We start from the raw sequence: 14,815 nt of genomic DNA on the forward strand, positions 1-14,815 counted from the left end.
CTCCTCTAAGCGTGCAGTGCCACGATGGCTTCGATCTCGACCGTAATGTTGCCCGGAAGCGAGCCGAAACCGACGGCGGAGCGGGCATGCTGGCCCGCCTCACCGAACACGGCATTGAACAGATCGGAACAACCGTTGATGACCTGCGGGTGATCCAGAAAATCAGGCGCGGCATTGACCATGCCGAGTAGCTTCACCACCCGCCGAACCCGGGAAAGGTCTCCCAACGCGTCGTGCATCACGGCAAGCAGGTTGATGCCGGTCAACCGCGCATCGGCATAGGCCTTTTCCGTCGAAACATTCGTTCCAACTTTGCCGGTGTGCATGAAACCATCGACCTCGCGCGGACCTTGGCCGGACAAATACAGCATGTTGCCTTCAATGACATGCGTCACGAAATTGGCGATTGGTGGCGCTGGCGGTGGCAGTTCGATGCCGAGCGCAGCAAGCCGATGATAGGGCGTATTCGCCTTCGCTACGGCTGTGATCGGGGACTGGGTCACGCAAACTCCTGTGTCATGCGAAATTCTTTCTTCATGTCTGGCAGCATCAGCGATAGGAATAACCGTGGCTGTGGCGAACCAGTTTGCGTGCGCGTGGGATGTAACGGCTGGCGACAGTCGCCTGCGCGCCGATGACGGCGTAACGCGGCTCGAACAGCTGCTTCAGTTGCGAGACGTCGCCATTGGAATCCGTCGCTTCAAGATCGGAATCGATGACGTCGAATATGGTGAAATCAGCACGGGCACCCACCGAAAGGCGGTTTTGCATATCGAGCTTGATGACCTCTGCCGGGGCGTGGGTGACGGCATTGACCACCTTGTTGAAGGGCATGCCGACAGACATGAGCTTCGACATCGTCGTTGCCAGATCCCAGACAGGGAAGTTCATGGAATGGCCATGAAGATCGGTGGAGATGGAATGCGGTAGCAAACCACGGGCGATAGCGGCTTCCGCCACCTTGAACGAAAACGACGCGCCGCCATGGCCGATATCAAGCCGCACGCCTTCGGACGCGCAACGTTCAGCGAGATTGAACAGGTCCTCGTCTTCCATGATCGATGAACCCGCCTTGCCATTGAAGCAGTGGGTTACGACATCGCCGGGGCCGAGAATTTCCAGCACTTCATCGTAAAGCGCAGGTGGTTCGCCCACATGCACCATCATTGGTATTTTCAGGATTTTCGCAATTTTCTTGCCGAGCTTGACGGGTGTAACGCCCCAGGAGCCGGTGATAACGTGGCTGGCACGTACCTTCAGGCCAACAATATGTTCGCTGTTTTCGGCGTAGCATTCAATAATGCGATCGAGGTCGATGTCTCTGATATCGCGCAGTTCCGCCACACGATTGCAGGCGACGAGGCCGATGGAACCGAGATTGAGAAACGCCTTGATCCGTTCCTTCGAGGGCTCGATGATATATTCCCGGAAACCATGGAAATTGGCCTCACCAGCAGAGCCTGCATCGACAAGCGTGGTAACGCCGCGCTCAGCACCACATTCTGACGGGCGGATCGAAATATCGGTGCCACCGTGCCAGATGTGCACGTGCAGATCCACCCAGCCCGGAGAAATCCAGGCGCCCTTGCCATCGACGCGCACGGCATCTGCAGGAGCGGCGACCGACTGACCGATGGCGGCGATCTTGCCGTCGCCTCCCACCAGAATATCGATCGTGCCTGTCTGTGCGGTTTCGCCAAAAGCCATGGGCTTGACGTTGGTGAGGAGGAGCGGTTTCGCGTTTTCCCCGGTCATATTATAAATCCCTTCGCAGTCTTGGATCGAGCATGTCCCGCAGTCCGTCGCCAACCATTTGCAGCGACAGAACGGAAAGAATGATGGCAAAGCCGGGGAAATAGGTCATCCAGTCGGCCTGTCCGATATATTGGCGGCCGCTGGCGATCATGGTTCCCCAGGTTGGAATTTCCGGGCTGACACCGAGCCCGAGAAAGGAAAGACCAGCTTCGGCCAGCATTGCGCTGGCAAACAGGAAGGTGGCTTGAACAAGGATCGGCGAAAGCAGATTGCGCAAGACATGCCGCGTCATGATGTGGAACGTGGAAATGCCGAGCGCTTGCGCAGCCTCCACGTAAGGCAGTTCACGAATAACCAGCGTCGAAGCGCGCACGATGCGGGCAAGACGCGGGGCATAAACAATCGACAATGCGATGATAACGGTGGTGAGAGATGGACCGAGTGCGGCCACCAGCGCGATGGCAAGGAGAATATCGGGGAATGCCATCATCGCATCAATAAGGCGGGCAATCGGCGTGTCGAGCCGTTTGAAGAAACCTGCGAGCAAACCCAGCGTCACGCCGATTGATGCAGACAGCAGGACAACCGACGCTCCGATCAGCAGGGACAGGCGGGCCGAATAAATGGTTCGCGAGAAGACATCCCGTCCGAATTCGTCCGTGCCGAACCAGAATATCTCGCTTGGCGGCTTCAGCCGGTTGACGATGGAAAGCTTGGATGGCGAGTAAGGCGCAATCCACGGCGCCAACGCCGCCAGAAGAACGAAGACAACCAGAATGATCAGACCAAAAGCCACGGTCTTGCGTTTAATGAACCGCCGCAGGAATTTTGAGCCTTCACTGGCGGCGGGCTTCGGCGTGTTTACTGCAATGTCAGCCATCAATATGTCCCCTCAATACCGTACGCGGGGATCGATAGCCAAATAGAGCATGTCGATCGCGAAATTGATGAGAACATAGAGCGCGGCAATGACCAGCAGAGCTCCCTGAATGACCGGATAATCCCGTCGAAGCACCGCCGAAACCACCAGACTGCCAACGCCGGGAAGACCAAACACTGTCTCGGTCACGACAGCACCCGAAATCAAGACGGCAGCGGTCAGGCCGATGACGGTGAGGATCGGGATCAGCGCATTTTTCAGCGCATGCTTGAGAATGACGCGGCGTTCTATCAGCCCTTTAGCCCGGGCCGTGCGAATATAGTCGTCGCCGAGAACATCAAGCATGGAGGCGCGTGTAAAGCGCAGGATGAGCGCTGAAGAGACGATGCCCAGCGCAAAAGCGGGAAGCGTCAGATGATACATGCGCTCCATGAAGCTGGAGCCCGGACCACCATAACCGGACACCGGGAACATATTGAGCCGCACGGCAAAGAACTGCATGAGAATGAGGCCAAGCCAGAAACTGGGAATACTGGCGGCCAGCATCGCGACGGTCGTCGCGGCCTGATCCACGAAGGAGCCACGGCGATAGGCCGCGTAAATACCGATGGGCAACGCTATCACGCAGGCAATGAGAAGCGAAAACAGCGTGAGAAAAAAGGTCGGCTCCGCACGCGCCATCAGCGCAGACGTAACCGGCATGTTGAGGAAGATCGACTGGCCGAGATCACCCTTCAGCATCTGGCCGATATAGATGAGATATTGAACGACAAGCGACTGATCCAGCCCCAGCCGCATGCGCAGGTCGGCGATATCCTGCGCCGATGCGTCCGGGCCGAGCATGACGGCAGCCGGATCACCGGGCGTGACGCGCACGATGACGAAGACGATGGTCACGACGAGAAACATCACGACGATCATGCCGAACAGGCGCTGGAGAATATAACGGATCATATATGTCTCTCTTCATGCTCCAAGTCAGAACCTTTTTCGAAACCGGAGCCGCCGTAAGGCAGCATCCGGCGCATCGAAAAAACGTTACTTCTTGATCGAAGCATTCCAGAAATACGGCCATGGGGCCGGGTCAACGCCCTCAACCTTCTTCGCCTTCGCGGTCAGGCCGTTGAAATCGCCGATCTTCATGTAGGGAATTTCCGCATACATGGCTTTTTGAACATCGGCCCAAAGAGCAATCCGCTTTTGTGGATCGGACTCGGCGGAAAATGCCTCGACTGTCTGCTTCCGCAGCGGTGTGTCCCACCAACCAGGCGATGACGGAGCAAGCGAACCAATCAATGCCGGTTCCGGCAGGAACGGGCTATGGGTAATGTAGATATCCCAAAGAGCCTTGTCGGCGCGGCGTTGGGTGAGCGTCGCCCAATCCACCACCTGAAGATCGACTTTGAAACCGGCAAGCTTCAGGTACTCCGCAGCAACCTGCGCCATCTTGTAGTGGAACTCATACTGGCGGCTCGTCAGAATGCGGATCGGTTTCGAGCCATCATAACCGGCAGCCTTTGCGGACGCGGCTGCGCCCTCGGGGTCAGCAACGTTATAATTACCCTCGACACCCGCATCTGTGTTCCAGACATAATTCTTGGGGTAGATATCACCATCCAGAGCATAGAAATCCGTGCTGCCGAAGGCTGCCGCCATCATGTCTTCCATGCTGAGAGCTTGGCGAATGGCTTTGCGGATAGCGACATCCTTGGCGACACCTTCCGCCGTGTTGAACACGAAGACGGGATAACCGAAAGGTTTCAGGACGACGGGTTCGGTGGCGGAGGAAGATTTCACCTTGTCGAAGGATTCGACCGGTAGACTGTCAATGTAGTCGTACTGCCCGGAAACGGCAGCCTCGACGCGGGTATTGGCGTCTGGCACCGGAACGAACCGGATTTCATCGAGATACTGGTGGCGTGCACCACCATAACCGTTACTGTCTCCCGAACGCGACGTGTAACCGTCGAAACGGGCGAGCTGGATATACTGGTCTGCCTTACGCTCTTTCAGCATATAGGGACCCGTGCCGATGAACTCCTTCATCGGCTCGTCCTGCTTTTCCGATGGCAGAACGATCGCAGCCGAATTGTTGAACGCAAGCAGCGACACCAAGGGAGCGTAGGGTTGTTTGAGCGTGATCGTTACCGTCGACGGGTCAGTTGCCTCGATCTTTTCAATGAACGACGCCGCCTGCTTTCCGCGTGACGCAACCTTCATCCAACGATTGAGCGACGCCACGACATCATCGGAGGCCATGTCCGAGCCGTCATGAAATTTGATGCCGGACCGCAACTTGATCGCATAGGTTTTGCCATCTGCGGTGATATCCGGCAGGCTTTCGGCAAGCAGCGGCGTCGGCTTCCAGTCCTTGTCGAATGTGTAAAGCGTCTCGAAAATGTGCTGCGTAACAATCCCGACCAAATCGGCGGTCGATGCCATGGGGTCAAGTGTCGGTGGCTCACCAATCGTGGCGACGTTGATCACACCACCCTTTTCCTGAGCGGAAAGGAGTGACGGTGCTGCAACGAGGGCGGTGGCAATCAGAAATGCTAGCTTGAGTCTCATACAAAGCTCCCGGTTTTCGTTTGTTCCATTATTATGTTATTTAAGACTTTATAACAGAATATCGAAATGACCGGGGGTGTCAATCGTGTTAATGACGAGATTGAAATGTAACCGATGCCGTTCAGGATTGCTCCACTTCCAATCTGGCGGGCTTATCTTAGTCTGGTCGGATAAGGCATCGCATTGGGCGTGCCGAGGCCCTGACTTATGAAGACACTTCATCCCCTCATCCTGACGGCCAAAATCGCGGATGCAGACCTTCAACCCTTTGATGACCTGCGCCAGAAACACTTTCCACCAGATCGAAATTTCCTGCGTGCTCACCTGACGATGTTTCACCGGTTGCCAGGGGAATACATCGATAAGATTATTGAGGATCTTCAGGACGTTGCGGAGGTTCACTCAGCAACAGCTGAGGTCAGCGGCATCCGACATCTTGGGGCAGGTGTCGCGTTCACGATTACCAGTCCTGAGCTTCTGGAGATACATTTGCGTCTGAAACAGGTCTGGAGGCCATGGCTGGGTGGACAGGACATGCAAAAATGGCAGCCGCATATCACGATCCAGAACAAGGTTTCACGAACGACCGCTGATGCGACTTACCAGAAGCTTGCTGCCGAATTTCGACCTCACTCCATCGAGATTGTTGGTCTTGATCTCTGGCGATACATGGGTGGCCCGTGGGAGCATAACACCTCCCAAGCCTTCAGGCCTTGGCTCGACCGCTGACCGCCAAATCCGATCAGCCTAAATTCGATTAGCGCGCCATAGCGATGACAGCACCGTTTGACGGTTGGCGGATGATATCCATCGGAACATCGTAAATACGCTGTAGTTCGCCAGGACTCATGAGATCGTCGGGTGTGCCGTGAGCGACCAAGTGGCCAGAATGAAGGGCGATGATCTCATCACAAAACCGCGCTGCCATATTGATATCGTGCAGCACCATTATGATGCTGATACCCTTCTTGCGGCACAAATCCGCTGTCAGGCTAAGGACTTCCAGTTGATGTCTAATGTCGAGCGCCGAGATGGGCTCATCAAGCAAAAGGCAACTCGCATCCTGCGCAACCAGCATTGCAAGCCATACCCGCTGCCGCTCGCCACCCGACAAACTATCGACCATGCGATCTGAAAATTTACCGATACCGGTCAACTCAATGGCTTCTTCCACTTTGAGGTGATCGTCTTCGCCAAAACGGCCAAGCGCCCCGTGCCATGGGTAACGACCAAGTGCAACCAGTTCCTTGACCAGCATGCCGGGCGCCGCAGGTGTCCGTTGCGGCATGTAGGCCAGCCGACGCGCAAAGTCTCGGTTTCCCCATTCGCTCAACGGCTTGCCCTCGAACGTAATCTGACCACCGGTCGGAGCCTGCTGACGCCCGATCAGTTTGAGAAGTGTCGATTTTCCCGACCCGTTATGGCCAATCAGCGCGATCGACCGACCAGAACCGAGTTCCAATGTCAAAGGATGTAGCAGCGTGCGACCTTCAACGGCAAAGCTCACATCTGAAAGAGACAGCAGTGGTGCAACAACATCTGTCGATCTTTGCTGAGCATTCAAGAGCATTTCGATTTCCACATGTCTGCATTAAACGGAGGACCTGCCGGATGTTTGGCCAATTTATCATCGACCGTCAACACCACCAGTGTGCACAGCCAACCAGCGTCATGACTTGATATTCGGTATCAAGACACGGCCTTCTTGAACGCTCATAAAAAACTTGATAATTAGATGAAACTTTTACTTCGTTTCAGGTTTCGAGAATGATGTTTCAGCCGAGAATGCATAATAAGATAGAAGGCTTCTCCGTTCTCGGTGGCCTTCGTCGGCGATATTGGAATGGAATTACTGCGGATCTCTGGGACGTGGAGTGCGCGAGTTATGCCGGTGGTTACTACGTCGCGCGCGATCCGCGCCTATTCATTTTATTGGACCACAGGGGCGCAGGCAGACCAACTGTGAAACGCACGGCTGGCGAAAAGGGAATGTCACAAGACAGCAATCTCAGCCCGATCTCTTACATACCTGCCGACGTGGAGTTATGGGTCGATATCAGGGATGTTCAATATGTCCGCCATCTCGACATCCATTTCGATGTGGATGCCATGAACCGTCGCCTAGGTGATGACCTCGATCCACAACGGTTGAGAGAGCCCAGATTATCCTTCACCGATAGTCGGATCGTCACGCTGTCCCAATTGATCGCGACCGAAATTGCCAACCCCGAACCGCTGCATGATCTTTACGGCGATGGGCTGGCGCTTTCGCTTTTGATCGACGTCCTGAAACTCGGCAAAACGGAGCCCCGTAGACGGGGGGCGCTTGCTCCCTGGCAATTGCGCCGTGCAAAAAACTTCATCGAAGAACATTGCCTGCGCAACATTCGGCTCGAAGAACTGGCAGCCATTACCGGCCTGTCGCAATCGCATTTCAGCCATTCCTTCAAAGCTGCCACCGGCATGGCTCCGCACGAGTGGCAGATGAGTGCGAGGCTTGATCGTGCCAAGCATTTACTGAAATCCGGTGGCTATATGCTGACGACGATTGCCGCGGAGACCGGTTTTGCAGACCACGCCCATTTCAGCCGCACATTCCGCAAATATGTGGGCGTTACGCCGTCACAATGGAAAAAGTCACACATTGAATAAATGTGTGAGCAAATGCGCGTTGGCGTGAGATTTGCCCAAAATCATTCAAGTGCCGCGCATAGCGGCAAGCGGCAGATTTAAAATTGATTTATCCACTCATCTTATTGGGCATCGGCGCGAGTGGGGCGTGAAATGAAGAAATCGATCAAATCTCCCTTGATCAGGGTAGGCTTATGGGCGGGCGTAGCAGCATTGGGACTGAACGCCGGATGGGCGCTTGCGCAAAGCACGAATGAAGACGGAAGCACCGTGCTTGAGCCCATAATCGTTCAGAGTAACGGAGAGCAAGGCGGTACGGGGCCAGTAAAGGGTTACGTTGCCAAGCAGACCACCACAGGTTCAAAGACCGCGACGCCACTGAAAGAAATTCCGCAGTCGGTCTCTGTCGTAGGACGCGAGGAACTCGAAGACCGTGGCGTCGTGGACAAGGTTGATCAAGCCCTGCTCTATACGCCGGGTGTTTTCGCACAGCCCTATGGCTCAGATCCTGACACAGACTGGATATACGTGCGTGGCTTCAACGCCAGCCAAACAGGCCTGTTTCTGGACAATATGGCACTCACCAGCCACGCCTTCGGAAACTTTCAAGTCGATCCGTTTATGCTTGAGCGCGTCGAAGTTTTGAAGGGCCCGGCTTCGGTTCTCTTGGGTGGCGCAAATGCCGGTGGCGTCATCAATATGGTGCGCAAACGTCCAAGTGATGAGCCTTACGCCTATACGGAAGTTGGTATCGACAATAACGGCAACGGTTTTCTCGGCTTCGACGCTTCCGGCAAGGTATCGGACAATGAGGGGATCGACTACCGCGTGACGGGAAAGCTTGCTGGCGGCAATGGCTATTCGGATGAGCAAAAAGACATCCGTGGCATTTTCATGCCGCAAGTGACATTTCAGCCCGATGACAATACAAGTCTGAACATCTGGGCTTATGTCAGCCATCTTGACCAGACGCACACATCCAACGGCCTTCTGCCCTATTCCGGTACGGTCGTTGCCAACCCTTTCTTCGGTAAGATCGACCGCGACGCATATTTCGGAAATGCAGATTTCGATATCGGGCGATCTACACAAGCAATGGTGGGTTACGAATTCCAGCATGAATTCGACGAAGGCTGGAAATTCACGCAGAACCTGCGTTACGGGTATCTCGACAAGCGTGAACGGCAGTTATATCCGTTTGACTATGCCGACCAGACCGACGCTGACGTGCTAATGTACGCCGACGACGTCCGGTCGAAGGCAAACTCCTTCAATGTCGATAACCGCATTGAAAACCAGTTTGATGTCGCAGGCATCAATCATAAAGTTATGATAGGCTTGGATTACCGCAACTACCGTCTCGACAATAACCAGTTGGCGACACCGTTCGGTTTTTATCCTAACCCGGTTAACCCTAACGACCTACCGTATAGTTTTCCTATACCTCCACTGACACCATCTACACACCAGATTTACTCCATCAATCAGGTTGGTATATATGCGCAGGACCAGATCAAGTTCGGCAATGGCTGGATCGCTACCCTGAATGGTCGCTTCGACTATCTGGACAGTGAAGTTGACGATCGCCTGGGAACAGGAGACTACTCACTGAGTGAGACGGCCTGGAGTGGCCGTGCGGGTCTGGCCTATGAATTTGATAATGGGCTCACCCCCTATGCAAGCGTTTCAACGTTCTTCAGCCCACTTGTCGGCACAAGTGCTGACGGAGCGTTGAAGCCTGAAGAGGGCGAGCAATACGAAGCGGGTGTCAAATACGAACCAAACTGGCTCGATGGTGTGCTCACGGCGTCTCTATTCCAGATCGACAAACAAAACTATACCGTCTCCACTCCCACTTTTGTCAGCAGACAGCTTGGTGAGGTTCGATCGCGTGGGATTGAAATCGAAGGCAAGATCAATTTGAATGAGAACTGGAAGACAATCGCATCGGCATCCTATACCGATCTCGAATTTACCAAAAACCCGAGTGATCCGAGCTTGCAGGGCAAGACGCCTCTGCTGGTACCAAACTCCCAGGCTTCACTCTGGTTGGATTATACGGTGACCGATGGTGCCTTTGAAGGGTTCGGTCTTGGCGCAGGCGCACGTTATCGCGGCAAGTCATGGGCTGACGACGCCAATAATTTCCGTGTCCCGGACGCCGTCGTTTTCGATGCGGGTATTCGGTATGAAAAGAACGGTTGGAAGACTTCGCTCAACGTCACTAATCTGTTTGACAAGGAATATGTTGCAGGCTGCAATACGACGATCTTCTGCGGTTATGGTGAGGCACGCACCGCAACCTTGAAAATCAGCAAGGTCTGGTAAGTCGATCATCTCACATAAGTACGCGAGGAAGCTTTGAGGGGATGGCCAGACAAGGCCATCCTTTTCACATCACCGGAGACTAAAACTGAAATCGCAGGCTCATATCTCCCGCAGAGTTTTTTTGGCAGGTGCCGGCACTTTGGCTGCCTCTCTTCCTGCCTTTGCACAGGAGCCTAGCCGCACTTCCCGTCCCAAAACCGCAACCCTTGACTGGGCTCTTCTCGAAACGCTTCTCGCCCTCGGCGCAAACGTCGTTGCCGCACCTGAGTTGCACCAATTCCGCGAGGTCGCGGTCGAGCCTGTGTTGCCGCAAACCGTTACCGATCTTGGCCTGCGTGGTCTTCCCAATCTGGAAACGTTGTCCTTTGCGAAACCGGACATGATCTTCAACTCGAATTTCTACGCCTGGGCCGATCCGCTGCTGGCAGGCATCGCACCGACGTATAACCTCGGCATCTACCTTCCCGGCGAAGACCCTTATCTAATGGCAGAGAGGGCAACGCTCGCGATAAGCGAACATCTCGAAACCGGGCCGGAAGCGCAAGCCTATATCGCGGCGACCACCAGTCGGCTGGATGAACTGCGATTAAAGCTGGCCAAGGGCGATGGAAGAGCAATATTGCCCATCAATCTGGGTGATGCCCGGCATTACCGCGTCTTTGGCAATGACAGCATGTTTGGCTGCGCGTTGAAGCGGCTTGGCATCGAGAATGCATGGAAGGGTGCTACGGCCTACTCCGCGACAGCTCCGATGGGCATCGAAACACTTGCTTCGATGCCCGATGCGTGGATCGTCATGATCCCGCCTCACCCGCTCGATGCACTGGCGACGCTTGACCATAGTGCATTCTGGAATGCTCTGCCTGCCGTGCGGGAAAAGCGGGTTATCACGCTTGGTTCGATCAATCCTTACGGCGCGCTGCCTGCGGCTGGGCGCTTTGCCGAGGAGCTTGCGAAAGGTCTGTCCTATGCCTGGAACGGTTAGTGCTGCCTCCCGTAAGGCCAGCAGCAACCGTGCCGTTATCTCGGTTTTTTCGGTTTGCCTCGCCTGTATGGCTATGCTGGCACTGCTTATCTGGACGCGCCCCACGGTGCCGGGTGATCCCGCCATCGCAGCGGGCCTCGGTGATATTTTGCTGTGGAACAGCATGCTCCCCCGTATGGTCATCGCGCTCCTTGCGGGGGCGGCGTTGGGGTTGGCCGGGGCATTGCTGCAGCAGGTCTTGCGCAACCCTATTGCCGATGCATCAACGCTGGGTATCGCGGCGGGTGCTGAGCTTGCGCTGGTGGCAGGCCTTAGTCTATCGCCGCTGCTTGCCGGATTTTCCCGCGAAATCGTCGCTTTCGCGGGCGGACTGGCCGCCGTTTCTCTGGTTCTTGCCTTATCCTGGCGACAGGCTTTCGACCCGGTAACGGTTGCGGTTTCCGGTTTGATCGTCAGCATGATCACCGCTTCGCTCACCATCACGCTCATTCTGGCACGGGGCGAATACGCAATATCGGTCAGCATATGGGGCGCGGGATCGCTCAGCCAACAGGATTGGCAGGGCGTCATTTCTCTGGCACCCCGGCTTGGCTTTGGTGCCATCTTGGCCTTCGTCCTCGTTCGTCCGCTCAATGTGCTGGCGCTGGATGATGCAAGCGCCAAAAGCCTGGGGCTTTCTCTCGTCTGGCTTCGATTGGCGATTTTGCTTCTGGCCGTCTGGTTGGCTGCATCCGTAACCGCCACGGTCGGCGTCATCGGCTTTCTCGGACTTGCCGCCCCTGCTCTCGCAAAGCTCTGGGGTGCGAGGACGACTGGCCAGGTGTTGATCGCCGCTCCGCTTACCGGTGCAGCGTTACTCTTCCTGACGGATGGCACAAGCCAATTGCTGGGAACCGGATTTTCAGATCTTGCACCGGCGGGTGCAGCCACCGCGCTGATGGGTGGACCCATTCTCTTGTTTCTGCTGCCCCGGCTACACGCTATTGCTCCCGTCACCGCGTCTGCTGCTCCAACGGGATTGCGGCTTACAAGACCAACTCTATGCCTTGCTTTGATAGCTGCAATGATCGTCATATTCGGGCTTGCAGCACTCATCATCGGCCCGTCACCAACCGGCCTACGGTTTTCATTCGGCCCAGCCCTCTGGGAACTTCTACCTTTCCGTTTGCCACGTATTTTAGCTGCCAGTGGCGCTGGCGCCCTTCTGGGCGCGGCGGGTTTTATCATGCAACGTGTAACGGGTAACCCGATAGCAAGCCCCGAAGTCCTTGGTGTCTCGGCGGGCGGAGGAGCGGGCCTCGCAGCCACCCTCTATATCGTCGGCTCACCATCGCCGACGGTCATGCTGATTGGAATGTCGCTTGGCGCACTGACCGTGTTCTCGATCATGATCGCAATCACAGCCGCCCGAGAACTTTCCGCCGAACGTCTTCTTTTGACAGGCATCGCGATGAGTGCAATCTCGATGGCCATCGTTACCATCGTGCTGGCACAGGGCGACATGCAGTCCTTCATTCTCTTGATGTGGATGGCGGGGTCGACAAATCGGGCCGGCAATTTCGAGGCCGTGACGGCACTAATCGCGCTTGCACTGTTCGCCGCACCACTTCTATTCATGAAGAGCTGGCTCACCATTCTGCCGCTTGGTACGGTCGTATCGAGAAGCGTTGGTCTCAGCCTCACATCTTCACGACTTGCGCTTTCGGTACTCGCTGCACTTATGACCGCTGTGGCCTCCTTCCTCGTGGGACCGCTGAGTCTTGCCGGGCTCGTGGCGCCGCATCTTGCACGGCTCATAGGTCTAAGTGGCGCGCGCCATCAGCTCATTGCGTCGCTCCTGATAGGCTCAGCTTTGCTCGTTGGAGCTGACTGGTTATCAAGGGCCGTCATCTATCCCTATCAGGTACCGGTAGGGGTTTTTACGGCTCTGATCGGTGGCCCATACCTCCTCTGGCTTATCGCACGTATGGAAAAGCGATCGTGATCACACACCTATCGCTGTCACGGCTGCAAGCCCGCGCACCGTGCCGTGTTGCGAATATGTGCTTCCATTTCAGCGCGGGCCAAAGACCCATCATTCGACCTTAACGCCGCAATGATGCGGCGGTGTTCGGCAATGGATTGCCGCATTCTTTCCGGGTCAGTGATGGGGATTGGCTGGCGCTGTGTCTCGGTGACCTGATCCCGAACGGTCTGATAAAGCGCCTTCAGCATGGTGTTGGAGCAGGCAGATACGATGGTGCCATGGAACTCCAGATCGGCGTCGACATTGGCAAGCAGGTCCTGATTGGCCCAGCAATCCTCCATCGTCTTGGTCGCTTTCTCCATCTTCTCCAACTGAGTCTGAGACAATCGCCCTGCCGAAAGTCGGGCGATCTCACCTTCCAGCAGGATGCGGGTCTGGAAAACATCGAATACGGAATAGCTCTCCGAATAACGCCACGGTGCCATATGCCCCGCTTGCCCAGCCGTTCCATCGGTAGCGGCGACAAATGTTCCACGGCCCGCCTCAGTTTTCAGCAAACCCAAGGTTTCCAAGGTCAGCAACGCTTCACGAAGGGATGCCCGGCTGATGCCGAATTTCTGGGAGAACTCGCGCTGGGATGGTATCTTCTCGCCTGCTTTCAATTGCCCGGCCTGAATCATGGCCTGGATTTCGCGGGCGACCGATTGTGGCACAAGCGTTTTGTTGAGCATTCGATCCCTGTTTTCCTAAAGCCGCTCCGGCTCTTTCGATATATTTTTCAAGAAGCATCTTGCAAAGTACAAAAGCAAATGCTTGTTTGGTCGGACTGGTCTGACCAGTTAGACCAACGTAGATTGGCTTACGACATAAAACAAGGGGTTCTCGAATGCATCACGTTTCGCGCATCAAAAGCACACTTCTCGCCGGGCTGGTTTCAGCGCTCGGCGTGTTCAACGTTCAGGCGGCCGATCTGACGGTCGGCGCCAATATCGGCAACGTCCCATGGGAATTCGAAGATGCCAGCGGCAAGGTCACCGGCTTCGAGGTCGATCTCGTCAACGAGATCGCCAAGCGCCTCGGCAAGTCGGTCGAGTTCGTCAACACACCGTTCAACGGTCTGTTTCCAGCCGTCCAGTCTGGTCGCATCAATATGGCGATTTCCTCGATCACCATCACTGAAAAGCGCCTGGCATCCGTTAGCTTCGCCCAGCCCTATTACGACAGCGACCAGTCGTTGACGGTGACAGCGGCCTCCGGCATCACCGGCCTCAAGGGCATGAGCGGCAAGGTCGTCGGCGTCGATACGGGATCGACCGGCGATATGTGGGCAGAAGCCCATAAGGCCGAATACAAGCTGGGCGAAATCCGCAAGTTCGAAGGCTTGCAGCCCGCCATGCTCGATCTCGTTGCGGGTCGCGTTGATGGCTATATTTCCGACATTCCGGCCCTGCTGTATTACGCCAAAGACAAGCCGGAACTGAAGGTGGTCGAGCGTATCCCGACCGGGGAGAAATACTCGATCATGTTCAACAAGGGTGATCCACTGGCCGCCGAGGTCAATGAGGTCATCACCACGCTGAAGGGCGAAGGCTTCATCGCCAAGCTGCACGAGACATGGTTCGGCGCAAAGGCCGAGGACACGACATCGACCGTTGCCGTTCTCGACATGCCGAAGGCCAAGTAAGGCTTGAACCGCATCCGG

13 protein-coding genes are annotated in these 14,815 nt (G+C 55.6%); 6 read left to right on the top strand and 7 right to left on the bottom strand.

Features of this window, described 5'->3' with window-relative positions; all coding sequences use genetic code 11:
* Window positions 1-5: 5 nt before the first annotated feature.
* From ATO67_RS07905 to ATO67_RS07925, 5 genes are all read right to left on the bottom strand, one after another.
* Entirely contained in the window at window positions 6-503 is a 498-nt protein-coding gene (locus ATO67_RS07905; protein WP_067646530.1) for a RidA family protein, read from the bottom strand.
* Window positions 504-549: 46 nt separating this feature from the next.
* Complete coding sequence (locus tag ATO67_RS07910; protein WP_067646533.1) at window positions 550-1,755, bottom strand: amidohydrolase/deacetylase family metallohydrolase; 1,206 nt, start codon at window positions 1,753-1,755, stop codon at window positions 550-552.
* Window position 1,756: 1 nt separating this feature from the next.
* Window positions 1,757-2,635, bottom strand: coding sequence for an ABC transporter permease (locus ATO67_RS07915; protein WP_067646536.1), 879 nt, complete (start codon window positions 2,633-2,635; stop codon window positions 1,757-1,759).
* A gap of 12 nt (window positions 2,636-2,647) precedes the next feature.
* Window positions 2,648-3,589: an ABC transporter permease gene (locus ATO67_RS07920; RefSeq protein ID WP_067646540.1), complete on the bottom strand. Its 942-nt coding sequence runs from the start codon at window positions 3,587-3,589 to the stop codon at window positions 2,648-2,650.
* A gap of 84 nt (window positions 3,590-3,673) precedes the next feature.
* Window positions 3,674-5,203 carry an ABC transporter substrate-binding protein gene (locus tag ATO67_RS07925; RefSeq protein ID WP_067646543.1) on the bottom strand — a complete coding sequence of 510 codons (1,530 nt, stop codon included), beginning with the start codon at window positions 5,201-5,203 and terminating at the stop codon, window positions 3,674-3,676.
* A 207-nt stretch (window positions 5,204-5,410) separates the two neighbouring features.
* Between ATO67_RS07925 and ATO67_RS07930 the strand changes: the two genes are divergently transcribed.
* Window positions 5,411-5,932 (top strand): 2'-5' RNA ligase family protein, encoded by a 522-nt coding sequence (locus ATO67_RS07930; RefSeq protein ID WP_067646546.1) that lies wholly within the window; start codon window positions 5,411-5,413, stop codon window positions 5,930-5,932.
* A 28-nt stretch (window positions 5,933-5,960) separates the two neighbouring features.
* Here the strand turns inward: ATO67_RS07930 and ATO67_RS07935 are convergent, their stop codons facing one another.
* Entirely contained in the window at window positions 5,961-6,773 is an 813-nt protein-coding gene (locus ATO67_RS07935) for an ATP-binding cassette domain-containing protein (RefSeq protein ID WP_067646549.1), read from the bottom strand.
* A gap of 197 nt (window positions 6,774-6,970) precedes the next feature.
* On the opposite strand from ATO67_RS07935, the gene ATO67_RS07940 reads away from it, so the two are divergent.
* The 4 genes from ATO67_RS07940 to fhuB all read left to right on the top strand — a co-directional run bounded on the left by ATO67_RS07940 (window position 6,971) and on the right by fhuB (window position 13,131).
* Window positions 6,971-7,855, top strand: a complete 885-nt coding sequence (locus tag ATO67_RS07940) for a helix-turn-helix domain-containing protein (protein ID WP_067646552.1) — start codon at window positions 6,971-6,973, stop codon at window positions 7,853-7,855.
* A 132-nt stretch (window positions 7,856-7,987) separates the two neighbouring features.
* A complete protein-coding gene (locus ATO67_RS07945; RefSeq protein WP_067646555.1) occupies window positions 7,988-10,162 on the top strand; it encodes a TonB-dependent siderophore receptor in 2,175 nt (724 codons plus the stop codon).
* 139 nt (window positions 10,163-10,301) lie between these two features.
* Complete coding sequence (locus ATO67_RS07950) at window positions 10,302-11,147, top strand: ABC transporter substrate-binding protein (protein WP_245303926.1); 846 nt, start codon at window positions 10,302-10,304, stop codon at window positions 11,145-11,147.
* A complete protein-coding gene (gene fhuB / locus ATO67_RS07955) occupies window positions 11,131-13,131 on the top strand; it encodes a Fe(3+)-hydroxamate ABC transporter permease FhuB (RefSeq protein WP_067646560.1) in 2,001 nt (666 codons plus the stop codon). The genes ATO67_RS07950 and fhuB overlap by 17 nt, the downstream gene beginning before the upstream one ends.
* 17 nt (window positions 13,132-13,148) lie before the next feature.
* Here the strand turns inward: fhuB and ATO67_RS07960 are convergent, their stop codons facing one another.
* Window positions 13,149-13,844, bottom strand: a complete 696-nt coding sequence (locus tag ATO67_RS07960; protein ID WP_067646563.1) for a FadR/GntR family transcriptional regulator — start codon at window positions 13,842-13,844, stop codon at window positions 13,149-13,151.
* Window positions 13,845-13,999: 155 nt separating this feature from the next.
* On the opposite strand from ATO67_RS07960, the gene ATO67_RS07965 reads away from it, so the two are divergent.
* Entirely contained in the window at window positions 14,000-14,797 is a 798-nt protein-coding gene (locus ATO67_RS07965; protein WP_067646566.1) for an ABC transporter substrate-binding protein, read from the top strand.
* Window positions 14,798-14,815: the final 18 nt, after the last annotated feature.

Origin of the sequence: Agrobacterium bohemicum (assembly GCF_001562555.1) — a bacterium.
In the GTDB taxonomy this organism is placed as follows: domain Bacteria; phylum Pseudomonadota; class Alphaproteobacteria; order Rhizobiales; family Rhizobiaceae; genus Agrobacterium; species Agrobacterium bohemicum.